A 24,230-nucleotide genomic window follows, 5' to 3' on the forward strand; every position below is an offset into this window, starting at 1 on the left:
GGCTCCGCCCCGGACCCCGCTCCTCAAACGCCGGAGGGGCTGAAACCTTCCTGCGGCAGCTCTCCGTCGGAGACCTCCAGCACGCCCCGTTCCGTGACCAGTGCCGTCACCAGGGACCCCGGCGTCACGTCGAACGCCGGGTTGTGGCCGCGGGAGGCCTTCGGGGTCGTGCGGATGCCCGCCCACTCCAGGACCTCGTCCTCCGAGCGGAGTTCGATGTGGATGTCGTCGCCCGTGGCCGTCGCGAGGTCGACCGTCGTGGTCGGTGCCGCCACCATGAACGGGATGCCCGCGTGCGCGCAGGCCAGGGCGACGCCGACCGTGCCGACCTTGTTGGCGGTGTCGCCGTTGGCCGCGACGCGGTCCGCGCCGACGATCGCCGCGTCGACCTCGCCGCGCAGGATCGTGCCGGCCGCCGCGCCGTCCGCCTGGACATAGTGCGGTATGCCTTCCTGGGCGAGTTCCCAGGCGGTCAGGCGGGCGCCTTGGAGGAGGGGGCGTGTCTCGTCGGCGTACACCGTCTCCAGGCGTCCCCTGGCGTGCAGTTCGCGGATGACGCCGAGTGCCGTGCCCCAGCCTGCCGTGGCGAGGGCGCCGGTGTTGCAGTGGGTGAGGATGCGCAGCGGGCGGTCCGTGCCGGGCGCCACGCGGTCGAGGAGCCAATCGGCTCCGTACGCGCCCATCGCGTGATTGGCCGCCAGGTCCTCGCGGACGATCGCGTCGGCCTCGGCGAGGACCGCGTCGATGCCCCGGTCGACGTGGGGCCGCACGCGGTCGACGCACACCATGAGGTTCACCGCGGTGGGCCTGGCCTCGCGGACGCGGGTGATCTCGGCGTCCAGGCGGGCCCGGTCCCAGCCCTCGCGTGCGGCCTGGGCCAGGGCGACGGCGACGCCGTAGGCACCGGCCGCGCCGATGGCGGGGGCGCCGCGCACGACGAGGCGGACGATCGCGTCGACCACGCCGTCGACGGTCGTGACGTCGAGGCGTTCCAGGGAGTGCGGGAGCGCCGTCTGGTCGATGAGGGAGAGGAACGGCACGCCGTCCTCCGCGGCGGCCGTCCAGGTCACGGCGCGCAGTTCCTGGCTGTTCATGGGGGTCAACTCCGAATGAAGGGGGGCGATTCCGGCCATGGGAGGAGGGGTGCCGTCACCGTACCCGACGTGCTCGAACCACACTTCGAGACGACCGCACGGCCGTCCGAATTCCAGTGTTACCCTCGCCGCCACCCGGGACAGATCGATCCGATCGACGGTGCGAGGAGGACAGCCATGGCCGCGAAAGCCGACGCGATGTGCTGCCCCGCCGTGTCCTGTGGCCGTCGAATGTGCCGCTGTCGCCGCTGTCCGTGCTGTTTCCGCTGCTGCGGCTGAGCGACACCGTTCCAGCACGTACGACTCTCCTTTCACCGCCCGTGCCCCGGGCACCTCCACGAAGGCGATGCCATGTCCCTGCTGTCTCCGCGTACGCGCACGCCCCTGAGACTCACCGCCGCGGCCGTCGGCGCCGTCCTGCTCGCCACCGGCTGCAACGCGGCGGCGAAGGACAGCGCTTCGGGCGGTGCGGAAGGCGGCAGGACGTTCACGCTCGTCACCCCCGACCCGGTCGCCCAGAACGAGTTCCTCAAGCTCGCCGTCTCCGGGGTGAAAGCGGCCGCGAAGGCGCACGACGGCTCACAGAAGGTCTTCCAGAGCAGCGACACCGACTCGCGGCAGCAGAACGTCGCCTCGGCCGTCGACTCCTCCCCCGACGTCATCGCGCTCGTCGGCTTCGAGTTCGCGGACATCGTGGCGCAGCAGGCCGAGGCCCATCCGAAGCAGCAGTTCCTGCTCGTCGACGCGTGCACGAAGAAGACGTACGAGAACGTCACATGCGCCGTGTTCCGCGAGCACGAGGCCGTCTTCCTCGCGGGCGCCGAGGCCGGACTGCTGACGAAGAGCAAGAAGGTCGGGGCCGTCGACGTGCTCGACACCCCGCAGTTCCGGCGGTACAGCGAGCCTTTCGCGGCCGGCGCGAAGAAGGTGAGCCCCGGTGTGCGGTCCCGGACACTGTTCGTCGGCGGGCAGTCGCCCTTCAACGACGCGGCGCGCGCCAAGGACCAGGCATCGACCCTCGCGTCGGGCGGCGCCGACCAGGTGATGGCCGCCGCGGCCGCCGGCAACACCGGTGTCTTCCAGGCCGCGAAGGCCAAGGGGTTCCGGGCGTACGGCGTGGACGCCAACCAGTGCCTGACCAGCCCCGGCGAGGTCGTCGACAACGTCCTGAAGAAGACCGACGTGGCCGTGGAGAAGGGCATCGGGCAGATCCTCGACGGCAAGGGCGGCACCACCGTGTCGTACGGCCTCAAGGAGGGCGGCATGTCGCTGACCGGTCTGGAGCCGGGTCTGAAGGACTCCGAGTGCCTGATCGCGGAGCCCGCCAACGCCGACGTCCTCGCGCGCGTCGAGAAGCTGCGCGACGACATCGCGGCCGGAAAGCTGACCGTCGATGACCCCGCGGCCTGAGCCTGACGGCGCACCCGACGCCGTCGAACTGCGGGGTATCACCAAGGAGTTCCCCGGCACCCTCGCCAACGACCGGGTCGACCTGACCGTCCGGCGCGGTGAGATCCACGCCCTGATGGGAGAGAACGGCGCGGGCAAGTCGACGCTGATGTCCGTCCTGTACGGGCTGCTGCGCCCGGACGCCGGGCAGATCGTGCTCGACGGGCGCGAGGTGTCGTTCGCGAGCCCGAGCGAGGCGATCGCCGCGGGCCTCGGCATGGTGCACCAGAGCTTCAAGCTGTTCCCGTCCTTCACGGTCGCCGAGAACGTCGTGTACGCGGCCGAGCCGCGCCGGTTTGGTCTCACGGACCGGGCGGAGGCGGTGCGGCGGGTCGCGAAGCTCGCCGAGGAGCACGGGCTCGCCGTCGATCCGGCGGCGAAGGTCGGTGACCTGCCGGTGGGGGTGCGCCAGCGGGTGGAGATCCTCAAGCTCCTGTACCGGGGCGCCCGGACGCTCATCCTGGACGAGCCGACGGCCGTGCTCACGCCGTCGGAGGCGGACGCGCTCTTCGGGGTGCTGCGCTCGCTCGCCGCCGAGGGCCGCACCGTCCTCCTGGTCACGCACAAGCTGCGCGAGGTCATGGAGGGCAGTGACGCGGTGACGGTGCTGCGGGACGGGCGGGTCGCGGCGCGCATGCGGACCGCCGACACGAGCGCGGACGCCATCGCGGCGGCCATGACGGGCCGCGCGGTGGAACTGGACCGGATCCATCCGGCGGGCGCCCCCGGCGGCGCCGTCCTCTCGGTCGAGTCCCTGACGGCGGACGGGGTGCGGGACGTGTCGCTCACCGTCCGCGCCGGGGAGATCGTCGGCATCGCGGGGGTCGCGGGCAACGGCCAGTCCGAACTCGCGGAGGCCGTTGCGGGGCTGCGGCCCGCCGTCGCGGGCCGGGTCACGCTCGCGGGGCAGGACATCACCGGTACGTCGGCCGCGGGACGGCGTGCGGCGGGGCTCGCGTACGTCCCCGAGGACCGGGCCGCGGTCGGCACGGCGCCGGCCGCGACCGTCGCGGAGAATCTCGCCATGGGCCACCACCGCGGGCACGGCCTGCTGCGCCCCGGGTGGCTCCGCGAGCACGCGCGCGTGCTCGTCGAACGCTTCGGTATCAAAACGGCGTCGTCGGGGCAGCCCGCGGGCTCGCTCTCCGGCGGCAACCTGCAGAAACTCGTGATCGGCCGTGAACTGGCCCACGAAGCACCCCTGTTGCTCGTCGAGCAGCCGACCCGGGGCGTGGACATCGGCGCCGTCCAGACGATCCACGACCATCTGATCGCGCACCGCGACGCGGGCCACGCGATCCTGCTCGTCTCCGCCGAGCTCAGCGAGATCCGCGGCCTCTCGGACCGGGTCCTCGTGATGTACGAGGGCGGGATCGCGGCGGAGTTCACCCGCGAGGAGGCGGACGAGCGGGCGCTGGGGCTCGCGATGGCGGGCGGCGCGCCGAAGGGCCCGCCCGAGACATCCGCCCAAGTACCTGTTCGCCCGCCCGTCCCCCTCAAGGAGGCCCCCTGACATGGCCGTCGAGAGCCTCTCCCGTCTGTACGGGGAACACTCCCCCGTCCGGCGGGCGCTCAGGTCGTCCGCCCTGCACTCCGTAGTCGCCGCGGTCGCCGTCGGGGCGCTGTTCCTCGTCGGCACGGGTGCCGAGCCGGTCGGCGCGTACGGATCCGTCCTCAGCGGCTCGCTCGGGCCCGACGGGATCGGGTCGACGCTGACCACCGGCACGAGCATCCTGGGCCTGGCCGTCGCGCTGGCCGTCCCGATGCGGGCGGGGCTCCTGAACCTGGGCGGTGACGGGCAGCTCGTGCTCGGTGGGATCGCCGCCGCGGCAATGGGGTTGTACGTTCCGCTGCCCGCGCCGCTCGCCGTGGTCGCCGCGCTGCTCGCCGGGATGCTGGCCGGCGCCCTGTACGCGGCGTTCGCCGCGGTCTGTCAGAACCGGTTCGGCGTGCCGCTGCTGGTGAGCAGTCTGCTGCTGAGCTATCCGGCGATGTCCTTCGCCTCGTACCTGGCGCGGTTCCCGCTGAAGGAGGAGGGGTCGAGCCTTCCGCAGACCCGGCGCCTCCCGGCCGGTGTAGAGCTGCCCGCCTTCGGTTCCTCGACGGTCACCGTCGGGCTCGTGCTCGTCGTGCTCGCCGCGGGCGTCTTCGTCTTCGCCGACGCCAGGACCGCCACCGGCTACGAGATCCGCATGACGGGGCTCAACCCGCGCTTCGCGGCGTACGCGGGGGTCGACGCGCCCCGGCTCACGCTGCGCCTCATGGCGGTGTCCGGCGCCGTCGCCGGGCTCGTCGGCGCGATCGGCGTGCTCAGTTTCCCGTACCGCTTCATCGACGGCTCGCTGACGGCCGCGGGGCACACCTGGACCGGTCTGACGGCCGCGCTCCTCGCCTCGGCCGCGCCCCTGGGCACCGCGCTCGCCGCGCTGTTCTTCGCCGCGCTCGACGTGGGCGGGCTCGCGATGGAGCGCGCCACGGAGGTGCCGCGCGAGCTGACGCAGGTGCTGCAGGCCGTCGTCATCGTCTTCCTCGCCGCGCGCCTGCGCTTCACCTGGCAGCGCGCCGAGAAGGCCGCCCTCAAGGCTCCCGAGGGGGACCTCTGATGTCCGTCGACTCCGCGCTGTTCCACTCGGCGCTCCTCGCCCTCACCCCGATCCTGCTCGCCGCGCTCGGCGGCGCGGTGTGCGAGCGGGCCGGCGTGTTCAACATCGGCCTCGAAGGGATGATGCTCATCGGCTGCTTCAGCGCGGTAGCGGGCAGCTGGTTCACCGGGAGCGCCTGGCTGGGTGTCCTGTTCGCGGCCCTGTCGTCCGCCGCGTACGCGATGATCCTCGCCGTGGGGACCATCAGTCTGCGGGGCGACGCCGTCGTCCTCGGTGTCGCGCTCAACCTCCTCGCCGTCGGGCTCACGGGGTTCCTGCTGCGTTCGGTCTTCGGCGTGCAGGGCACGTTCTCCGACCCGGGCCTCGCGGGGCTCGGCACCGTCGACCTCGCCTTCCTCGGGCCCATCCTGTCCGGGCACTCGCCGCTCGTGTACGTGTCCTGGGCGGCGGTCGCCGTCGCCTCCGTATTCCTCGCGCGCCACCCGTGGGGGCTGCGGCTCCGCGGGGTCGGCGAGGCGCCGGACGCGGCGGCGACGCTCGGGGTGAGCCCGGCGAAGTACCGGTACGCGGCCGTCCTCACCGGCGGGCTGCTCTGCGGTCTCGCCGGGGCACAACTCGCCCTCGGCAACGTCACGTTGTTCTCGGAGAACATGACGGCGGGGCGCGGCTGGATCGCCGTGGTCGCCGTGATGCTGGGCCGGGCGCTGCCTCTCGGGGTGCTGCTCGCCGGGCTGCTCTTCGGAATCGCGGAGGCCGTCGGGTTCCGGCTCCAGGGCAACGGTCTGCCGCCGCAGGCCACCGATGCCGCCCCCTACGTGGTGACCCTGGTCGCCCTCTTCCTTTCCACGGCGCGCCGCAGGCGCCGCAAGCATCCCGAGTCTCTGGTTGGAGCATCCACATGACGTCGCCCATCGACGCCCTGCCCATCACCCGTGTCCCCCGCACCGGCCTGCCCGCGCACGCGGTCGTCGTCGGCGACCCGGGCCGTGCGGCCGCCGTCGCCGATCTCCTGGCCGACGCGAAGGAGGTGTCGTACCACCGTGAGTACCGCACCTTCACCGGCACCTGGCAGGGCACGCCCGTCGTCGTCGCCTCGCACGGTGTGGGCGCACCCGGCGCGATCCTGCTCTTCCAGGAGCTCGCCGAGGCGGGCGTCAGCACGATCCTGCGGCTCGGCACGGCGGGCGCGATCCGGCCCGGCATCCGCGACGGCGACCTGGTGATCGCGGACGCCGCGGTGCGGGACGACGGTGTGACGCAGCAGCTGATCCCCGCCGAGTACCCGGCGTTCTCGGCGCCCGAGGCGGTGCTCGCCCTGCAGCGCGCGGCGCGGGCCGCCGGAGCCCCGTACCACCGCGGGGTGGTGTGGACGCGGGCCGCGTTCCAGCCGGGGTTCCTGCCGCTGCCCGGCGAGGCGTACGCGGCCGCCGGGATCGCGGCCATCGAGATGGAGCTCTCCGCGCTGTACGTCTTCGCCTCGACGCACGGTCTGACCGCGGGCGGCGCCCTGGTCGTGGACGGCGCGAACGCCGACGAGCTCGTCGACAAGGACGCCACGGGCGGGTACGACCCGCACCGCGCGGTGGTCGCCGACGGAGTCGACCGGGGCGCCCGGATAACCTTGGACGCGCTGCGCCTGCTGGCCTCCACCGAGCGCTGAACATCCGTGGCGAGCAGCCCGAAACCGAGGCGACCAGGGAGAACGGAACGATGCACCCCACTGACCTGCCGGCGCAGGACCGCGGTGGCTCCATAGACCTGCTGGTGCACGGCGGCGACGTGCTGACCGTCGACGCCGAGGGCACCGTCGTGACGGACGGGGCGGTCGCCGTCCGCGGCGGCCGCGTCGTCGAGGTGGGGCCCGCCGAGCGGCTGCGTGCCGCGTACGAGGCGGCCGAGGAGATCGACGCGCGGGGCTGCCTCGTCCTGCCGGGCCTGATCAACACGCACACGCACCTCGCCATGAACCTGATGCGCGGCATCGCCGACGACGTCACCCTGCAGGGGTTCCTGGGCCGGGTCATTCCGCGCGAGGCGGCGATCCTCTCGCCGGACACGGTGGCCACCGCGATGCGCGCCGCCGTCGCGGAGTCCGTACGGGGCGGGGTCACGACCGCGCTCGACATGTACTGGTTCCACGAGGCGGCCGAGGAAGCCGCCCGCGACGCCGGGTGGCGGCTGCTGACCGGGCCGACGTTCATGGACGTGCCGGGACCGCCCGACGGCAGGCCGTACGAGGAGCGGCTCGGCTGGGCGACCGCGCACCTGAAGGCGTACGTCCCGGCGCCGGGCACCCGGCCCGTCGTCTGCGCGCACTCCGCGTACACGCTGAACCCCGCGCAGCTCACCGAGATCACCGCGCTGGCCAGGGAGCACGGCGCGCTGCTGCACATCCACGCCTCCGAGAACGCCGCGGAGGTCGCGAACGTCGTCGAGCTCCACGGCATGCGCCCCGTGGAACTCCTCGACTCGCTCGGCGTGCTCGGCCCCGACACGCTGCTCGCGCACGCCGTGGACCTCACGGACGCCGAGATCGCGACGCTGGCCCGCACCGGCACGGCCGTGGCGCACTGCCCGGTGTCCAACCTCAAGCTGGGCTGCGGCATCGCGCGCGTGCCCGCCCTGCTCGACGCGGGCGTCACGGTGGGTCTCGGCACCGACGGCGCGGTGTCCTCCAACACACTCGACCTGCTGGGCGCGGTGAAGATCGCGGCGCTGGTGCACAAGGCGGGCGGCGACCCCACCGCGGTCGGCGCCGAGCAGGCCGTCCGGATGGCGACGGTCGAGTCGGCGCGTGCGCTCGGCCTCGGCGACCGCCTCGGTTCGCTGGAGCCCGGCAAGCAGGCCGACCTGATCGTCCTCGACCTGGACCGGCCGCACCTCGCGCCCCGGCACGACCCGTGGTCGACGCTGGCGTACGCGGCGTCCGCCGCCGATGTCCGGGACACTGTGGTGGACGGCCGTGTCCTGATGCGCGACCGGACGCTGCTCACCCTCGACGAGCGGGCGGTCCTGCGGGCCCTCCAGGACGCGGCGACCGCGACCGAAGTGACATCGACCCCCTCCGAACCGGCACCGACCCCCGAAGTGACACCCACCGCATGACGTTCGAACCCACCCGCGGCTTCACCGGCCGCGCCCGAGCCGCCGACCGCGACCCGCGGCTGCCCCCGGGGCAGTACGACGCGGGCGACGGTTGGCCCGTCCTGTCCGCCGAGGTCACCCCACGCCTCGCCGCCGCCGACTGGACGTTCCGCGTCGACGGTCTCGTCGCGGCCCCGCACACCTGGACCTGGGACGAGGCGCACGCGCTGCCCGCGTCCGAGTACCGGGGCGACATCCACTGCGTGACGAGCTGGTCCAAGTTCGGGGTGCGGTTCGGCGGGGTGAGCCTGGACACGTTCCTGGCCGCGGCCCGCCCGCTCCCCACGGCGACGCACGTCGTCGCGTACTCGCACACCGGCTACACCTCGAACCTGCCGCTGTCCGACGTGACGGACGGCAAGGCGTGGATCGTCTGGGAGTACGGCGACGGGCCGCTGCCCGCCGAGCACGGCGGCCCGGCCCGGCTGATCGTCCCCCACCTGTACTTCTGGAAGAGCGCCAAGTGGGTGGCGGGGCTGCGGCTCCTCGACCGCGACGAGCCCGGCTTCTGGGAGCAGAACGGCTACCACCACCGGGGCGACCCGTGGGCCGAGGAGCGTTACGCCGGTGACTGAACCACAGACCCGCCAGGATCGCTTCGTGCCGCCGACGGCGTTCGCCGTGCCCGGCCGCATCGAGGCGAGCAACCGTTCCGCGGCCGTGTGGCAGCGCGCGACCGTCGTGGAGATCCGCCGCGAGACGCCGCTCGTCTCCACGTTCCGCCTGAAGGTGCCCGACTGGCAGGGGCATGTGCCGGGCCAGCACCTGATGCTGCGGCTGACCGCCGAGGACGGTTACGTCGCCCAGCGGCACTACTCCATCGCCTCCGCGCCCGACGGCAGCGGCGAGATCGAGCTGACCCTCGACCACGTGCCGGACGGCGAGGTGTCGGGGCATCTGCACACCGTGGCGCACGTCGGCGACACCGTCGAGGTGCGCGGGCCGCTGTCCGGCTTCTTCGCCTGGCCGGGCGACCGGCCCGCGCTGCTGCTCGGGGCCGGCTCGGGCGTGGTGCCGCTGATGTCGATGGTCCGGCACCAGCGGCTCGCGGGGCTCGACGTGCCGGTGCGGCTCGTCATGTCGGCGCGCACGCCCGCGGACCTGATCTACGCGGACGAGTACGCGGACGAGACCACCGTCGTCCTGACCCGCTCCGAGGGCCGGCTCAACGCCGCCCACCTCGCGCCGTTCCTCGGTGCGGAGGGGCAGCCCGAGGGCGGCTGGGAGGCGTACATCTGCGGCTCCAACGGGTTCGCCGAGCACGCCTCGCGACTCCTGGTGGAGGGCGGCCAGCCGGTGGACCGGATCCGGATCGAACGCTTCGGCTGACCCCGGTCCATAATCGCCTGACACATCGGATGTCTATGAGGCGAGGTCCCCATGGCTGTCACCGACGAAGCCATCGAGAAGATCAAGGACATGATCGTCTCGGGCGCCCTGCGCCCGGGTGACCGGCTGCCCAAGGAGAGTGAACTCGCCGCCGAGCTGGGCCTTTCGCGCAACTCGCTGCGCGAGGCCGTGCGCGCCCTCGCCCTGATCCGCATCCTCGACGTGCGCCAGGGCGACGGCACGTACGTCACCAGCCTGGACCCCCAACTCCTCCTGGAGGCGCTGAGTTTCGTCGTCGACTTCCACCGCGACGACACGGTCCTGGAGTTCCTCGCGGTCCGCAGGATCCTGGAACCGGCGGCCACGGCGATGGCCTGCGCCCACATCTCCGACACCGAACTGGACGCCCTGTCGGAGCAGTTGGACGCGCTCGGCGCCGCTCCTTCGGTCGAGGAGCTGGTCGCCGCCGACCTGGAGTTCCACCGCCGCATCGTCCGGACGTCCGGCAACTCCGTCCTGTGCTCCCTCCTCGACGGCCTCTCGGGTCCCACCACCCGGGCCCGCGTCCGGCGCGGCCTGACCCAGGAGGACGCCGTCAGCCGCACCCTCCACGAGCACCGGGCGATCCTCACCGCGCTGCGCGACCGCGACGCGGATGCGGCCCGTTCGTGGGCGACGGTGCACATCGCGAGCGTCGAACAGTGGCTGCGCACGACGCTGTGAGACCGCCTCGCACCTGTGTGTGAAGGCGCTGTTTCCCGGGCCGGGGCGTGGGCAGTGATCACGCACTCCCCCACGCAAGGGGGCTGCGGACGGACCCCGCCGACGCCGTAAGGTTGGGGCGTACGCAAGGGAACGTCGGAAGGAGGCCTGGGTGATCGAGCTCGAGGGGGTACCCGAGCTGGTCGACCCGGTCATGGTGGCCGCGTTCGAGGGCTGGAACGACGCCGGCGACGCCGCCTCCGCCGCGGTCGCGCATCTCGACAAGGAGTGGAAGGGCGAGGTGTTCGCGGCGCTGGACGCCGAGGACTACTACGACTTCCAGGTCAACCGCCCCACCGTCTGGCTCGACGGCGGAGTGCGGAAGATCACGTGGCCGACGACCAGGCTCTCGGTGGTCCGTGTCGGCGGTGACAAGCCCCGCGACCTGGTCCTGGTGCGGGGCATCGAGCCGTCCATGCGCTGGCGGTCGTTCTGCAACGAGATCCTCGGCTTCGCGCACGAGCTGGGCGTCGAGCTGGTCGTGATCATGGGTGCGCTGCTCGGTGACACCCCGCACACCCGGCCCGTCCCGGTCAGCGGCGTGACGTCCGACCCGGACCTGGCGCGCACCATGGACCTGGAGGAGACCAAGTACGAGGGTCCGACGGGCATCGTCGGCATCCTCCAGGAGGCGTGCACGCACGCGGGCGTCCCGGCCGTCAGCCTGTGGGCCGCCGTGCCGCACTACGTGTCGCAGCCGCCCAACCCGAAGGCCACGCTGGCGCTCCTCAACCGCCTGGAGGACCTGGTCGGCCTGCGGATCCCGCTGGGCGAGCTGGCCGAGGACGCGCGCGCCTGGCAGGTGGGCGTGGACCAGCTGGCCGCCGAGGACAGCGAGGTCGCGGAGTACGTCCAGTCGCTGGAGGAGGCGCGGGACACCGCGGAGCTCCCCGAGGCGTCCGGTGAGGCCATCGCCCGCGAGTTCGAGCGGTACCTGCGGCGGCGCGACGGCGGGGAAGGCGGTGCGGGCGGAGCAGGCGGAGCGGCGTACCTGCGGGACTCGCCGAGCGACCGCACGCGGCCGCCGAAGCCGAAGCCGACGCAGCGGCCGGGACAGGGCGCGGAGGACGGCGAGGGCGAGAACGGCGACTCGAGCCCCCCGGATTCCTCGGACGACTGACCTTCTCAGCATCATGGGGCGGCACCTGTACGGGTGCCGCCCCATTGTGCTGCTCATGGCCGAAGTGCGACTGATGTGCGGCTCGTGGCCGAATTGCACGGGGTTCCCTTTTCAACTTCCTTTCAAACACTGTTGCTCGAAAGAGGGGTGGACGGCGCGGCCCGGCCGTAGCAGGGTGTGCCCCGGAAACCTGGCGCAGCGCACAGCACGGCACCCGAAGGACGGAAGGGAGCGGTGAAGCGATGACCGAGCAGGCAGACCCGGCGCGGGACCCCGGAGCCGGCGGACCGGGCCCCGACGGAATGGGATTCACCTACCGAGAAGCCCAACCAGAGCTGATCGTCGTCGCCCGGCCCGAGGCCCGGCTGCGCGCCGGCGAGCGGGACGTCCGCTCGGCCTCCGGCTCCGACGTATCGGCCCTGAACATGTTCCTCTCCGACGAACAGCTCACCCTGGAGCCGCTGTTCGGCAACGAGGACCGGCTGCGGGCCGCGGCGCCCTCGGCGGCGGGCGAGGACGACGTGCCCGACCTGGCCCTCTTCTACCGCGTCCGCGGCGGCGACGACCGGCCCGACGAGCTGCGCGCGCGGATGGCGGCGCTGCCGGGCATCGACACGGCGTACGTGAAGCCCGGCGCCGTACCGGCCTCCATCGAACCCTCGCCGACCCAGCCGCACGACCTGGACGAGGCGACCCGGCGGCGCAAGGAGGGCATGCCCGCCACACCCGACTTCACCAGCCGTCAGGGCTACTTGAAGCCGGCGCCCGAGGGAATCGACGCACGCTGGGCCTGGCAGCGCCTCGGCGGCTCCGGCGAGGGCGTCACCGTCGTCGACATCGAGGGCGCCTGGCAGCTGCGCCACGAGGACCTCGCCGCGAAGCTCGCGGGCGTCGTCGTCGGCACGCCCATCCAGGACCTGGCCTGGCGCAACCACGGCACCGCGGTGATCGGCGTCATCGGCGGCGACCGCAACTCCCTCGGCATCACCGGCATCGTGCCGGAGGCCGTGACGGCGGCCGCGTCCTTCCAGCCCCTCGGCACGGCCGCGACGATCCACGCGGCGGCGGAGCGGCTGAACCGCGGCGACATCATCCTGGTCGAACTGCACCGCCCCGGACCGAAGTACGACTTCGGGCCGCGCGACGACCAGAAGGGCTACATCGCCATCGAGTGGTGGCCCGACGATTACGCGGCGGTGCGGTACGCCACCGCGAAGGGCGTACTCGTCGTGGGCGCGGCGGGCAACGGCGCCGAGTCCCTGGACGACGCGGTGTACGAGCGCAGGCCGGACGGCTTCCCGTCCTGGTGGCGCAACCCGTTCAATCCCAGCAACCGTTCCTCCGGCGCGGTCCTGGTGGGCGCGGGCGCTCCCCCGCCCGGCACGCACGGCCGCGATCACGGCCCCGACCGCTCGCGTCTGGCCTTCTCCAACTACGGGGCGCGCGTGGACGCGCAGGGCTGGGGCCGTGAGACCACCACGACCGGCGGGTTCTGGGACCGGCCCGGCGATCTGCAGGGCGGCGCCGACGAAATCGCGTGGTACACGGACACGTTCTCCGGCACGTCCTCCGCGTCGCCGATCGTCGTGGGTGCCCTCGCCTCGCTGCAGGGCATGCTGAAGGCCGCGGGCCAGCAGCCGATGACGCCGGAGCGGGCCCGTGCGACGCTGCGCGCGACAGGCTCCCCGCAGCAGGACGCGCCGGGCAGGCCCGCGTCGCAGCGGATAGGCAACCGCCCCGACCTCAAGGCGGCGGTGACGAACCTGCTGCCGTCCGCGGTGGGTTCGGGTCAGGCCGAGCGGTACTGGGACGAGCTGCTTCCGTATCCGCCGGAACTTCCGCCGCGGCTCCGGCTGTTCGTGGCCGGGGAGTGGCGCAACCTCGACAACCCGTCCCCCGAGACGCGGCAGGCGGTGCACGCCGCCTTCGCCGGGGGGCGACCGGACGTACGTGTCTGGTTCTCGGACGACGAGGTCGTCGGCCTCGTCGTCACCGGCTGAATCAACCGATCAGTGAGGGAAGGTGGCACACGCATGAGCACCACCCCGCAGATGAGTCAACTGGGTCAGCAACAAGGACGGCAGTACGGACCGCAGCAGCAGTACGGGCCGCAACAGTACGGTCCCCAGCAGTACGGCCAGCAGCAGTACGGGTCGCAGCAGTACGGCCAGCAGCAGAGCCCCAGCACCGCCCCGCCGCAGCAGAGCCAGCAGCAGTACGGCATGCAGGGCCAGCAGGGCATGCAGGGCCAGCAGGGCATGCAGCAGGTCCCGCCGCAGCTGCGCCAGCAGCTCCAGCAGCTCGGCCAGCAGCAGCCGTTCCAGAACCTGCTCCAGCAGTTCGGCCGCGAGCAGGAGCAGCAGATCCCGCAGGCGCAGGCGCCGGAGATCTCCACCCAGGCCCTCGCGTCCAACGTCGCGACGGCGTTCTGGGACGTCGTCGAGCCGCTGCCCGGCCAGGCGTACATCCTCTATCTGCACGTCGACAACGCCTGGCGCGCCTTCGTCGACCCCAACCCGCACACCCACGACGAGGTCCAGGAGGCCTTCGCCTACGGGCACCAGGTGATCGGCTACTACGACACCAACAACCCGGGCTACCTGCTGGCCATCGTCATCACCAAGTGACGCACGCGGACGGCACGCCCCGGGCGTGACGACACGGCGGCGCCGGGCGGAGAGTTCCCCGCCCGGCGCCGCTCCATGTCGAGATGTCGACGTACGGCTCAGGCGCAGCTGAACCGGGCCGCCGCCCAGTCCGCGTGGTCCCCGCTCTTCGAGCCGTTGGTGTCGGACACCTTCAGCTCGACGTGCCGGGCGCCCCGCACGTCGACGTCGACCGGCACGGTCGCAGAGGCGCCCGTCACCTTGGGCGAGGTCCACAGCACCTTGCCGTCGGCCTCGACGGAGAAGGCGACCTCTCCGTAGCCGTTGATCTCGTCGTCGATGCCGACGTCCGCGGTGAACGTGGTGCAGCGGCCGCCCGCGTAGACCTCGATGACGGAATCGGCGTGCGTGCCGATCCCCTTCTCGTACGTCTTTCCGGCCAGCGTCAGCGTGTGACCGTCGTCGGCGCCGGACTCGCCGTTGCTGCGGTCGCGTTCGGCGGGCCCGTACCCGTTGGTGGACTTGAGCCACTTCATGTCGCTCGCCCAGGTGTCCTGGGAGGGCGCCTCGGGCATCACGCCGAGTGCGAACCGCTGGACGGCGGTGCGGTCCTGGCCGGCCGAGCGGTGGCGGACGGTCGCGGTGAGCGGCTGTTCGCTGATGTCCGCGTCCTTGGCGGGGGTGAGGGCCACCTCGACGCGGCGCGTGGTGCCGGCGGGGATCCGGTCGGCCTTCGCGGTGCCCGCGGTCCAGCCGGCCGGAACGTCGAGGGTGGCCTCGACGCCGGTGGCGTCCTTCGTGCCGGCCGTGATGTCGACGGCGACCTTGCCGGGCGTACCCGCGCCGAGCTCCTGACCGGCGGGGACACCGACGGTGGCCGGGGCGCCGGGCACGGCACCGCCGACGGCGCTGGTGTCGTCGAGCCGCAGCTCGAAGCCGCGATCGGTGCGCAGAGCAGCCGTCTTGACCTTCACGACACCGCCGCGGTCGTCACGGTCGTAGAACCACCCGACCCGCGCACGGTCGTAGGCGCCCTTGGAGGCGAACCGAGGCAGCCGCTGCCCACCCACCTCCACCCGACTGGGCGCGTCCCCGGTGTGCAGGGTGAAGGCATAGGCCCGGCTGCCGGGCTTCCCCTTGTACGTTCCCTTGCTCGCGCCGATCCGCACCCGCACGTCACCCGCTCCGGAGTGCGGCGCGCGGACCTCGGCGCGCTGGGTGGCGTACTTGCCGTCGCGGTGCTGCCGGGTCACGCCGTCGTCCTCGTACAGCTCGAAGGAGGAATTGCCCTGCGGGTAGACGTCCCAGGCGAGCGGGGAGTCCGCGGTGCGGTCCTGGTAGGAACGGATGCCGCCCGGCCACATGGGCACGGTGGCACCGCCTCGCACGAAGAGGGGCAGCGTGTCGAGGGGCGCGCTGTAGCCGTCGATCGTGGTCGGCCCCTGGTAGGTGCGCCCGGTCCAGTAGTCGGTCCAGGTGCCCTTGGGGAGGTAGATGCCGTCGCGGGTGGTGGTGTCCTTGTAGACGGGCGCGACGAGGAAGTCCTCGCCGGTCAGGAACTCGTACTTGGCGGCGTCGGTCGCGGCCTCGGGGTCATGGGGGTACTCCAAGGCGAGCGGCCGTACGGCACCGACTCCGGTCGAGGTCGCCTCATGGCCGTACGAGTACAGATACGGCAGCAGCGCTTCATGCAGCTTCAGGTACTTGCGGTTGATGGAGGTGTAGGGCTCCCCTTGCCGGAAGGGCTGCTTGTCGCTGGCGGCCCACCCGTCCATCGTCATGGTGACCGGCAGGAACATCTTCCACTGGAGGTCGCGCACGTACGTCTTGGGGCTGCCGCCGAAGATGCCGTCGACGTCACCGGTCGTGTAGGCGAGCCCGGACATGGTGGACCCGGCGTACGTCGGGATCTGCCAGCGGATGTACTCCCAGCTGCCGCTCTGGTCACCGGACCACTGCACGCCGCAGCGCTGCGCGCCGGACCAGCTCTCCGGGGCCCAGGTGAAGCCGCGGGCGTCGCTGTTGTCCTCGATCCCCCTGTAGGCGTCCTTGCAGCCGTCGAGCGCCTTCTTGTAGCCGTCGCCGACCCAGGCGACGTCGAGCTTGGCGACGCGCTGGCCGGCCTTGACCTGCTCGGCGATCTTGTCGAGCCCGTCCTCGGTCCACAGCCCCATCTTCATCTTGCGCTCGGCGAGCCCTTGGGCGGTCTCGGCGAGATCCTCATACCCGCAGCCGTAACCGTCGTTGACGAGCATCCACCCGTTGGGCATGTCGTTCTGGACGTACCCGTCGGCGACCTTGAGCGCGTCGAGGGTGTGCCGTTCACCGCGGTTGGCGTTGTGGAGGTAGCAGTCGGCGTCGCCGATCTCCATGCCGTAGACGGGCGGCAGGAAGGGCTTGCCGGTGAGCTTGGTGTACTGCCCGATGACGTCCTTGGCGGCGTCGCTGCCGCGCCCGGCGAAGTAGTAGGCGTCGAACCGCTGTTCCTTCGCGGTGGCGGTCACGGGCTCGGCGAAGTCATACGTGTTGGGCGCGTACGTGTTCCGAAAGACGCCGTACCCCTCGGAGGACAGGTAGAAGGGCACGGAGTTGGGGTGCCCCCCGTCGTCCCAGTCGTAGTCGACACTGACCTCGACCTTCTTGCCGCGGTGCGAGGTGTTGCCGCGCCCGTTCTGCATGCCGCCGCCGTAGAACTGCTCACCGGCACCGCGCGCGAGGCTCTGAGTGGTGCCGTCCTTGGTCCACGTCAGCCCCTTGGACTCGGCCCAGATCCGACTGCCGTCGCTCCGGTACAGCGCGAACCGCAGCGGCGACTTGTAGGCCCGCAACGTCACCTCGGCGGTGCTCATCTCATAACGGTCGCCCTTGTCGGCCCACTTGGTCCGGGGGGCCTTGCCCTGCGGCAGGACGATGTCGTCACCCGTGGGGTCGGTGAACTTCCCGTCCGGGGCGAGCTCGAGCCGGAAGGTCTCGGCCGACACGAAGCTGACACGGGCCTCGGCGTCGCCCGCGCTCAGCCGGTAGACGGCCTCTTCGGCGTCAAACCCGGTGACGTCGCCGACGGTGGTGGCAGCAGGCTCACCGGCAGCCTGCGCGGAGCCACCACCGGGCCCCGCGAACACCGCGAGAAGCCCCAGAAGAGCGACTGCGACCGCCGGTCTGAAGCGAGTAGGAGATCTCATGGCGGAGGTCTAGCGCGCCAACGGGCCCCGGGGCCATGGACTTTGCACCCCGGCTCGTGGATTTCCGGGGACGCATCCAGCCCGTCCGGCGCTTGAGGACGAGCCCGCAGGGCGATGGCCTGCACCCGCACGCAAAAACCGGACGGGCGGAAGAGAATCCAGCCCGTCCGGCGCTTGAGGACGAGCCCGGAGGGCGATACGGCCTCAGCAGAGGGAAACCGCTACAAGGCCACGCCAAGCAACGCGTCGACGGCGCGCGACACAACCCCCGGCGCCCCCTCGTCCGCCCCGCCGTCCGCACCCTGCCGAGCGGCCCACCGGTCGACCGCGGCCAGCGCGGCAGGCGCGTCCAGGTCGTTCGCGAGCGCCTCGCGGATCTCCTCGACGAGCGCCTCGGCGGACGGCCCGTCGGGACGGGACACAGCCGCACGCCAGCGCCCCAGCCGCTCCACCGCCTCCGCGAGCACCGCGTCCGTCCACTCCCAGTCCGCGCGGTAGTGGTGCGCGAGGAGTGCGAGCCGGATCGCTGCGGGGTCGACCCCGTCGCGCCGCAGCTGCGAGACGAAGACGAGGTTGCCCTTGGACTTGGACATCTTCGCGCCGTCCAGGCCGACCATGCCCGCGTGGACGTACGCCTTCGCGAAGGGGTACTCGCCGGTCAGCGCCTGCGCGTGCGACGCGCCCATCTCGTGGTGCGGGAACGCGAGGTCGGATCCGCCGCCCTGCACGTCGAAGCCCATGCCGAGGTGGTCGAGGGCGATGGCGACGCACTCGATGTGCCACCCGGGGCGCCCGCGGCCGAGGCTGCCGCCGTCCCAGCTCGGCTCGCCGTCGCGGGCCGCCATCCACAGCATCGGGTCGAGGGGGTTCTTCTTGCCGACGCGCTCCGGGTCGCCGCCGCGCTCGGCGGAGAGGAGCTTCATCGCGGCGGTGTCGAGCCCGGAGACCTCCCCGAAGTGGGCGTCGGACTCGACGGAGAAGTAGATGTCGCCCTCGAGTTCATAGGCGGCGCCCATGTCGCGGAGGCGTTCGACGAGCGGCACGATGCCGGGTATGGCCTCGACGGCGCCGATGTAGTGCTTCGGCGGCAGGAGGCGCAGCGCGGTCATGTCCTCGCGGAACAGCGCGGTCTCGCCCTCGGCGAGCTCGACCCAGTCCTTGCCGTCGCGATTGGCGCGTTCCAGGAGCGGGTCGTCCACGTCGGTCACGTTCTGGACGTAGTGAACCTGCCGCTTGGTGTCGAGCCACACGCGTTGCACGAGGTCGAACGCGTTGTAGGTCGCCGCGTGACCCATGTGGGTGGCGTCGTACGGGGTGATTCCGCAGACGTAGATACGGGCGACGGGACCGGGGTCGAGGGTGACGAGTCCACCGGTCGCGGTGTCGTGGATCCGGAGGTCGCGGCCCTTGCCGGGAAGGGCGGGGACCTCAGAAGCGGGCCAGGCATGCATGCCCTGAGCCTAACCGGACGGAGCGTCCGTATACGAGTGGGGGATCACGGCGGATACGAGTGGGGGATCACACGGGCGGCCAGGGAATAGCGGGCCACTCGCCGCTCGGCTCGGGGTGGCGCCCCGACTTCAGGAGTGCCGCCACCCGTGCGCGCAGCGCCTCGGTCTCCCTGGGGGTGATCAGCCCGGCCAGCCGTCCCGCGAGGCCCGCGCCCTCCGCGAGGCCGTCCTGGAGGCCCTGGAGGGCCTTCAGGGCCTCGTCGGTCAGGGGCTCCCCCGCCCAGCCCCACAGCAGCGTGCGCAGCTTGTTCTCGGCGTGGAAGGTGACTCCGTGGTCGATGCCGTAGAGGTGCCCGTCGGAGGGCAGCAGGTGGCCGCCCTTGCGGTCGCTGTTGTTGATCACCGCGTCGAGGACGGCGAGCCGCCGCAGCCGTACGTCGTCGGCGTGCACGAGGAGCGCCGTACGCTCCTCGTCGACCTGCGCGAGGCCGACCGCCTTCCAGCCCTCGCCGGGTTCGTCCCCGTCGACGAGGGCGAGGAGCTCCGCGTCGCCGGACGCCTCGATCCACAGCTGGCACATGCCCTCGCCGTGCGGTCCGTCGCGCAGCACGGTCGGCGGCACGAGGTCCCAGCCGGTGGCGAGCGACACCTCGTACGCGGCGACCTCGCGCTGGGCGAGCGTGCCGTCGGGGAAGTCCCACAGCGGGCGCTCGCCGGCGACCGGCTTGTAGACGCAGGCGGCCTCCTGGCCTTCGTACGCGACCGTGCAGTAGAGCACCGCGTTGGAGGCCTCGCGGATGCGGCCGCGCACGGTCAGCTCCCCGTGGGTGAGGAGCGCGAGGGGGTCGGCGACGGTCACGCTCCCCGCCGGTATCCGTTCTGGCGCGGGCATACGTGTCCTTCCGGGTCGAGCGGGAGGCTGCACAGCGGGCACGGCGGGCGGCCCGCGTTGACGACGTCGAGTGCGCGCTTGGCGAAGGCGCGGGCCTGCGCGCCGGTGAGCCGGACGCGCAGCATCGGCGGACCGTTCTCCTCGTCCTGCAGGAGCCTTTCTTCGGCTTCGGCGAGATCGTCCTCGGAGTCGGCGTCCAGCTCGACGAGGGCCTGTGCCTCGACGACCATCCGCTCCTCCTCGCCGTCCCAGGCGAGCGCCATCGTGCCGACGCGGAACTCCTCCTCCACGGGGGAGTCGAGCGGCGCGCTGTCGGAGACCTCGGACGGTGCGACGGCCGGCACCGGGGCGTTGCCCCCGCTGCGGCGCACGACCTCGTCGAGGAGCTCCTCCATGCGCTCGGCGAGCGCGGCCACCTGGGTCTTCTCCAGGGCGACGCTGGTCACCCTGACACCTGCGGAGGCCTGGAGGAAGAAGGTACGCCGTCCGGGCAGCCCTACCGTTCCCGCGACGAAGCGCTCCGGGGGGTCGTAGAGGAACACCTGACGGGACACGTCCTGTCTCCATTGATCGGCGGCAAAGTACGGAGGGCTGTTTCAGCCCGGTTCACCCTACTGCGGGGGACGATCACGGTGCGCCCGCACCGCCTCCCACGGTCGCGTCGTCGCCCGGCGGCTCCTCACGAGGCGCGAGGGAGGCGAAGTCGCCGGTGTCGCCGAGGCGTACGAGGAAGGGCCGCAGCCGGGTGTAGCGGATGGCGGTGACGGAGCAGGGCTCCACGGAGATGCGCTGGAACAGGTCGAGGTGGAGGCCGAGGGCTTCGGCGACGAGGGACTTGATGATGTCGCCGTGGGAGCACATCACGTAGACGGCGTCCTCGCCGTGTTCGCGCTCCACGCGCGCGTTCCACTCGCGGACCGCCTCGGCGGCGCGGGTCTGCATGGCGCGCATGGACTCGCCGCCGGGGAACGCGGCGGCGGACGGGTGCCGCTGGACGACCTCCATCAGCGGCTCGTCGGTGAGCTCGGCGAGCTTGCGGCCCGACCAGTCGCCGTAGTCGCATTCGCCGATGCGGTCCTCGGTGTGCTCCTGCAGTCCGGGCCGGGCGGCGAGCAGCGGCGCGACGGTCTCGCGGCAGCGCTGCAGAGGGCTGGTGACCACTTCGGATATGGGCAGCGCGGCGAGCCGGCCGGGGAGTGCGGCGGCCTGGGCGGAGCCGCGCTCGTCGAGGGCCACGCCGGGGGTCCACCCGGCGAGCAGGCCGGCGGTGTTGGCCGTGGAGCGTCCGTGCCGGACGAGGATCAGCGTGGGCATGCGGTTCAGCCTATGCGCCCCAGGTGGTGCAACCGCGGGAAGGCCGGGAAGAATCCCCTGTGTGATCGTCGACTGTGCCATCTACCGGGACGGGCGTCGGACCGAGGGCCCCGATGACCTCTCCGACGCCCTCGACCAGGCGCGGGCGGAGGGCGACGCGTTCGTGTGGATCGGGTTGCACGAGCCGACCGAGAAGGAGTTCGACCGGGTCACCCAGGAGTTCGGGCTGCATCCGCTGGCCGTGGAGGACGCCCTCAAGGCCCACCAGCGGCCGAAGCTGGAGGTCTACGACGACTCGCTGTTCATGGTCCTCAAGCCGGTCGTGTACGAGCAGGACAGCGACACCGTCACGTCGGGCGAGGTCATGATCTTCATGGGTGACTCGTTCGTGGTCACCGTCCGCCACGGCGAGGGCGCACCGCTCGGTGTCGTACGCCACCGTCTGGAGGCCGAACCCGATGTCCTGAAGCACGGTCCTACGTCGGTTCTGTACTCGATCGCCGACGCGTCCGTGGACCACTATCTGGAGGTCGCCGACGAGCTGCAGGCCGACCTGGAGGTCCTGGAGGCGGAGGTCTTCTCGCCGGAGGGCGGGAGCTCGTCGCGGAACACGGCGTCGCGGATCTACCGGTTCAAGCGGCAGATTTTGGAATTCCGGCGGGCGACGGGGCCCCTTGCGCTGCCGGTGGCACGGCTCTCCGGAGTGAACCCGTTGAGCCCTTCGGTGCCCTTCGTGGACGAGACGGCGCAGCCGTTCTTCCGGGACGTCAACGACCACCTCACGCGCGTCAACGAGTCCGTGGAGGGCCTGGACCGGCTGGTGTCGGACATCCTGTCCGCGCATCTGGCGCAGATGAGCGTGCGGCAGAACGACGACATGCGGAAGATCTCGGCGTGGGCGGCGATGGCGGCGGTGCCCACGATGATCGCGGGCATCTACGGCATGAACTTCGACCACATGCCCGAGCTGCACTGGTCGTGGACGTATCCGGCGGTGATCCTCCTGATGGTGGTCCTCGAGGTCGTCCTCTACCGCATGTTCAAGCGCCGCGGCTGGCTGTAGCTCACGCGAACTCGGTGGCCGCCTCGGCGGGTCCGCCGAGGGCGTCGCGCCGGCGGGGCATCTCCAGGGAGACCATGCGCCGCCAGCCGACGGCTCTCTCGTAGCCGTACAGGGCGTGGATGCCGGTGGTGAGCAGCTGCCGTTTGGCGTGCGGCCAGTGGAGGATGCGTCCCATGCGCTCCATCACCGCGAGGCTCACGTCGCGGTGGATGCGGATCTCGGCGTGGGCGCATGCGCGCAGGGTGTGCTGGATGGCGCGGCCGTGCCCCGCGCGCGCGAACCGGAGCAGTTCCTCGTGGCAGTACGCGAGGTGGTTGTCCTCGTCGTGGGAGATCATGCGCACGGCGCGGCCGATGTCGGGGTGGCCGTCGAAGTACTTGAGCAGCAGCCGCATCTGTTCGGAGGCGCGCTGTTCGGTGACCCTGCTGTGCGCGAGGTAAGTGACAATGTCCCGCACGGAGAGCTGCTCGTCCGCCTTCAGCTTGTCGTGCGCGAGGCCGATGCCGTGCTTCTCCAGGAGCATCGTGTAGTCGGTGTCGTGCGGCACCTCGACGGGTTGGAGGCCGCGCTTCTTGAGCAGCGCGTGGAAGATCCTGCCGTGCTTGTCCTCGTCGGCGCCGTGCCGGGCGATCTTGGGTGCGAGGGCGCGCTCGGTCTCGGGGACGAGCGCGGCGATGCGGCCGTTCTCCCAGCCGCCCTGTGCCTCGCCGCTGGCCGCGATGGAGCAGAAGAGCCGGAACGACTCGTCGTTGTCGAGGATCTCTTCGAAGACACTCCTGGCCGACAACATCACGGGCACCTCCATGGCCTGCGCGCGAACCTCGCAAAGAACGAGTCAAGTGCGAGGTTCCGCCAGGGGCAACAGCTGTACCGGCCGACTGCGCCGAACGAAGGACACCAGCACCGCCACGAGGCCGTAACCGAGGGCTTCTTGGAGCGTTGTTCCCCGTGACGGCCGTGGCGGGGAAGACCCCCCGAGCCCCCACCACGGCCGCGGACTTCCTCCCCCCTTGACTACGCCAGCCCGGCGCGCTCCAGGGCCTGTGTGCCCGCGCGCAGCGAGGCGAGCCGCTCGTCCAGCGTGAAGCCCGCGGGGGCCAGCGTCAGCGTGGTGACCCCGGCCGCGGCGTAGGCCTGCATGCGGTCGGCGATCCGGTCCACGGAGCCCAGCAGAGTGGTGGAGTCGATGAGCTGCCGTGGCACGGCCGCGGCCGCCCCCTCCTTGTCGCCCGCCAGGTACTTGTCCTGGATCTCGGCGGCCTCCTTCTCGTAGCCCATGCGCTGCGCCAGCTGGTTGTAGAAGTTCTGCTTGCGGCTGCCCATGCCGCCGACGTACAGGGCGGTGTACGGCCGGAACATGTCCGCGAGGGCGTCGACCTGCGTGTCCTCGCCGACGGCGAGCGGGACCGTCGGGACGACGTCGAAGCCGTCCATGGTCTTGCCCGCTTTCTCCCGTCCGGCGCGCAGGTGCCGGATCGCGGTGTCCTCAAGGTGCTCGGCGGCGGGGAAGATCAGCAGGGCGCCGTCGGCGATCTCGCCGGTCTGCTCCAGGTTCTTCGGGCCGATCGCGGCGACGTAGAGCGGGATGTGCTCGCGCTGGGGGTGGACGGTCAGCTTGATGGGCTTGCCGGGGCCGCCGGGCAGCGGCAGCGTCCAGTGCTCGCCCTCGTAGGAGAGGCGCTCGCGGGTCATCGCCTTGCGGACGATCTCGACGTACTCGCGCGTGCGGGCCAGGGGCTTGTCGAACTTGACGCCGTACCAGCCCTCGGAGACCTGCGGGCCCGAGACGCCGATGCCGAGGCGGAAGCGGCCGCCGGAGAGCGAGTCGAGGGTCGCCGCCGTCATGGCGGTCATCGCCGGCTGCCGGGCCGGGATCTGGAAGATGGCGGACCCGACGTCGATGCGTTCCGTCTGCGCCGCCACCCACGACAGCACCGTGGCGGCGTCCGACCCGTACGCCTCCGCGGCCCAGCAGACCGCATAACCCAGCTTGTCGGCCTCCTTCGCCACGGCGAGATTGTCCGCGTCCATCCCCGCGCCCCAGTAGCCGAGGTTGATCCCGAGCTGCATGACCGGTCCCCTTACCGCTGTACTCATGAGTAACGTGTCTGTGTCCGGGACTGTAGCGTGCGGCACCCGATCCGTCAGGGACGGCGGGGTGACCCGGTTCTCCACCATCGCTGGTTTGTCCACAGGCTCGCCCGCCGCGGGGGCCCGGCCA

Annotated in this window: 21 protein-coding genes; 13 read left to right on the top strand and 8 right to left on the bottom strand. The window is 71.9% G+C overall.

From position 1 onward, the window contains the following. Positions 1-23: 23 nt before the first annotated feature. Positions 24-1,094, bottom strand: coding sequence for an S-methyl-5-thioribose-1-phosphate isomerase (gene mtnA / locus DEJ49_RS06280; protein ID WP_150183111.1), 1,071 nt, complete (start codon positions 1,092-1,094; stop codon positions 24-26). 360 nt (positions 1,095-1,454) lie between these two features. Between mtnA and DEJ49_RS06285 the strand changes: the two genes are divergently transcribed. From DEJ49_RS06285 to DEJ49_RS06340, 12 genes are all read left to right on the top strand, one after another. Next, positions 1,455-2,504: a BMP family ABC transporter substrate-binding protein gene (locus DEJ49_RS06285; RefSeq protein ID WP_150188071.1), complete on the top strand. Its 1,050-nt coding sequence runs from the start codon at positions 1,455-1,457 to the stop codon at positions 2,502-2,504. Next, positions 2,488-4,056 (top strand): ABC transporter ATP-binding protein, encoded by a 1,569-nt coding sequence (locus DEJ49_RS06290; protein ID WP_150183113.1) that lies wholly within the window; start codon positions 2,488-2,490, stop codon positions 4,054-4,056. Before DEJ49_RS06285 ends, DEJ49_RS06290 begins: the two co-directional genes overlap by 17 nt. A gap of 1 nt (position 4,057) precedes the next feature. Further along, complete coding sequence (locus tag DEJ49_RS06295; RefSeq protein WP_150183115.1) at positions 4,058-5,146, top strand: ABC transporter permease; 1,089 nt, start codon at positions 4,058-4,060, stop codon at positions 5,144-5,146. Next, positions 5,146-6,048: an ABC transporter permease gene (locus DEJ49_RS06300; RefSeq protein WP_150183117.1), complete on the top strand. Its 903-nt coding sequence runs from the start codon at positions 5,146-5,148 to the stop codon at positions 6,046-6,048. The genes DEJ49_RS06295 and DEJ49_RS06300 overlap by 1 nt, the downstream gene beginning before the upstream one ends. Continuing rightward, positions 6,045-6,806 carry a nucleoside phosphorylase gene (locus DEJ49_RS06305; protein WP_150183119.1) on the top strand — a complete coding sequence of 254 codons (762 nt, stop codon included), beginning with the start codon at positions 6,045-6,047 and terminating at the stop codon, positions 6,804-6,806. The genes DEJ49_RS06300 and DEJ49_RS06305 overlap by 4 nt, the downstream gene beginning before the upstream one ends. Positions 6,807-6,856: 50 nt before the next feature. Next, entirely contained in the window at positions 6,857-8,251 is a 1,395-nt protein-coding gene (locus DEJ49_RS06310) for an amidohydrolase (RefSeq protein ID WP_150183121.1), read from the top strand. Further along, on the top strand, positions 8,248-8,865 hold the full coding sequence (locus DEJ49_RS06315; RefSeq protein ID WP_150183123.1) for a sulfite oxidase-like oxidoreductase: 618 nt from the start codon (positions 8,248-8,250) through the stop codon (positions 8,863-8,865). The genes DEJ49_RS06310 and DEJ49_RS06315 overlap by 4 nt, the downstream gene beginning before the upstream one ends. Continuing rightward, positions 8,858-9,619, top strand: coding sequence for a ferredoxin reductase (locus tag DEJ49_RS06320; protein ID WP_150183125.1), 762 nt, complete (start codon positions 8,858-8,860; stop codon positions 9,617-9,619). Before DEJ49_RS06315 ends, DEJ49_RS06320 begins: the two co-directional genes overlap by 8 nt. 51 nt (positions 9,620-9,670) lie before the next feature. Continuing rightward, a complete protein-coding gene (locus tag DEJ49_RS06325) occupies positions 9,671-10,342 on the top strand; it encodes a FadR/GntR family transcriptional regulator (RefSeq protein WP_150183127.1) in 672 nt (223 codons plus the stop codon). 151 nt (positions 10,343-10,493) lie between these two features. Beyond that, positions 10,494-11,501, top strand: coding sequence for a PAC2 family protein (locus DEJ49_RS06330; RefSeq protein WP_150183129.1), 1,008 nt, complete (start codon positions 10,494-10,496; stop codon positions 11,499-11,501). A gap of 242 nt (positions 11,502-11,743) precedes the next feature. Continuing rightward, complete coding sequence (locus DEJ49_RS06335; protein WP_150183131.1) at positions 11,744-13,501, top strand: S8 family peptidase; 1,758 nt, start codon at positions 11,744-11,746, stop codon at positions 13,499-13,501. A 33-nt stretch (positions 13,502-13,534) separates the two neighbouring features. Beyond that, on the top strand, positions 13,535-14,128 hold the full coding sequence (locus DEJ49_RS06340; protein WP_150183133.1) for a hypothetical protein: 594 nt from the start codon (positions 13,535-13,537) through the stop codon (positions 14,126-14,128). Between the two features lie 98 nt (positions 14,129-14,226). Here DEJ49_RS06340 and DEJ49_RS06345 read toward each other — a convergent pair whose 3' ends face one another. From DEJ49_RS06345 to DEJ49_RS06365, 5 genes are all read right to left on the bottom strand, one after another. Next, on the bottom strand, positions 14,227-17,289 hold the full coding sequence (locus tag DEJ49_RS06345; protein ID WP_150183135.1) for an NPCBM/NEW2 domain-containing protein: 3,063 nt from the start codon (positions 17,287-17,289) through the stop codon (positions 14,227-14,229). A gap of 221 nt (positions 17,290-17,510) precedes the next feature. Continuing rightward, on the bottom strand, positions 17,511-18,740 hold the full coding sequence (gene mshC, locus DEJ49_RS06350) for a cysteine--1-D-myo-inosityl 2-amino-2-deoxy-alpha-D-glucopyranoside ligase (protein WP_150183137.1): 1,230 nt from the start codon (positions 18,738-18,740) through the stop codon (positions 17,511-17,513). A 67-nt stretch (positions 18,741-18,807) separates the two neighbouring features. Continuing rightward, a complete protein-coding gene (locus DEJ49_RS06355) occupies positions 18,808-19,632 on the bottom strand; it encodes an SCO1664 family protein (protein ID WP_150183138.1) in 825 nt (274 codons plus the stop codon). Beyond that, on the bottom strand, positions 19,596-20,186 hold the full coding sequence (locus tag DEJ49_RS06360; RefSeq protein ID WP_150183140.1) for a DUF3090 domain-containing protein: 591 nt from the start codon (positions 20,184-20,186) through the stop codon (positions 19,596-19,598). Before DEJ49_RS06360 ends, DEJ49_RS06355 begins: the two co-directional genes overlap by 37 nt. Positions 20,187-20,259: 73 nt before the next feature. Continuing rightward, positions 20,260-20,946: a histidine phosphatase family protein gene (locus DEJ49_RS06365; RefSeq protein WP_150183142.1), complete on the bottom strand. Its 687-nt coding sequence runs from the start codon at positions 20,944-20,946 to the stop codon at positions 20,260-20,262. Positions 20,947-21,007: 61 nt separating this feature from the next. On the opposite strand from DEJ49_RS06365, the gene corA reads away from it, so the two are divergent. Next, positions 21,008-22,009, top strand: coding sequence for a magnesium/cobalt transporter CorA (gene corA / locus DEJ49_RS06370; protein WP_150183144.1), 1,002 nt, complete (start codon positions 21,008-21,010; stop codon positions 22,007-22,009). A gap of 1 nt (position 22,010) precedes the next feature. Here the strand turns inward: corA and DEJ49_RS06375 are convergent, their stop codons facing one another. Continuing rightward, positions 22,011-22,799, bottom strand: coding sequence for a ferritin-like domain-containing protein (locus tag DEJ49_RS06375; RefSeq protein ID WP_150183146.1), 789 nt, complete (start codon positions 22,797-22,799; stop codon positions 22,011-22,013). Positions 22,800-23,023: 224 nt separating this feature from the next. Continuing rightward, positions 23,024-24,079 carry an LLM class F420-dependent oxidoreductase gene (locus DEJ49_RS06380; RefSeq protein ID WP_150183148.1) on the bottom strand — a complete coding sequence of 352 codons (1,056 nt, stop codon included), beginning with the start codon at positions 24,077-24,079 and terminating at the stop codon, positions 23,024-23,026. Positions 24,080-24,230: the final 151 nt, after the last annotated feature.

Source organism: Streptomyces venezuelae (assembly GCF_008642335.1).
In the GTDB taxonomy this organism is placed as follows: Bacteria; Actinomycetota; Actinomycetes; order Streptomycetales; family Streptomycetaceae; genus Streptomyces; species Streptomyces venezuelae_F.

Excerpts from the sequence above, each read along its gene's own strand:
- DEJ49_RS06380 (WP_150183148.1), bottom strand. The coding sequence starts at position 24,079 with ATGCAGCTCGGGATCAACCTCGGCTACTGGGGCGCGGGGATGGACGCG.
- DEJ49_RS06300 (WP_150183117.1), top strand. The coding sequence starts at position 5,146 with ATGTCCGTCGACTCCGCGCTGTTCCACTCGGCGCTCCTCGCCCTCACC.
- DEJ49_RS06315 (WP_150183123.1), top strand. The coding sequence starts at position 8,248 with ATGACGTTCGAACCCACCCGCGGCTTCACCGGCCGCGCCCGAGCCGCC.
- mtnA (WP_150183111.1), bottom strand. The coding sequence starts at position 1,094 with ATGAACAGCCAGGAACTGCGCGCCGTGACCTGGACGGCCGCCGCGGAG.
- DEJ49_RS06365 (WP_150183142.1), bottom strand. The coding sequence starts at position 20,946 with ATGCCCACGCTGATCCTCGTCCGGCACGGACGCTCCACGGCCAACACC.
- mshC (WP_150183137.1), bottom strand. The coding sequence starts at position 18,740 with ATGCATGCCTGGCCCGCTTCTGAGGTCCCCGCCCTTCCCGGCAAGGGC.
- DEJ49_RS06355 (WP_150183138.1), bottom strand. The coding sequence starts at position 19,632 with ATGCCCGCGCCAGAACGGATACCGGCGGGGAGCGTGACCGTCGCCGAC.
- DEJ49_RS06310 (WP_150183121.1), top strand. The coding sequence starts at position 6,857 with ATGCACCCCACTGACCTGCCGGCGCAGGACCGCGGTGGCTCCATAGAC.
- DEJ49_RS06340 (WP_150183133.1), top strand. The coding sequence starts at position 13,535 with ATGAGCACCACCCCGCAGATGAGTCAACTGGGTCAGCAACAAGGACGG.
- DEJ49_RS06295 (WP_150183115.1), top strand. The coding sequence starts at position 4,058 with ATGGCCGTCGAGAGCCTCTCCCGTCTGTACGGGGAACACTCCCCCGTC.
- DEJ49_RS06335 (WP_150183131.1), top strand. The coding sequence starts at position 11,744 with ATGACCGAGCAGGCAGACCCGGCGCGGGACCCCGGAGCCGGCGGACCG.
- DEJ49_RS06290 (WP_150183113.1), top strand. The coding sequence starts at position 2,488 with ATGACCCCGCGGCCTGAGCCTGACGGCGCACCCGACGCCGTCGAACTG.
- DEJ49_RS06375 (WP_150183146.1), bottom strand. The coding sequence starts at position 22,799 with ATGTTGTCGGCCAGGAGTGTCTTCGAAGAGATCCTCGACAACGACGAG.
- DEJ49_RS06345 (WP_150183135.1), bottom strand. The coding sequence starts at position 17,289 with ATGAGATCTCCTACTCGCTTCAGACCGGCGGTCGCAGTCGCTCTTCTG.
- DEJ49_RS06305 (WP_150183119.1), top strand. The coding sequence starts at position 6,045 with ATGACGTCGCCCATCGACGCCCTGCCCATCACCCGTGTCCCCCGCACC.
- DEJ49_RS06325 (WP_150183127.1), top strand. The coding sequence starts at position 9,671 with ATGGCTGTCACCGACGAAGCCATCGAGAAGATCAAGGACATGATCGTC.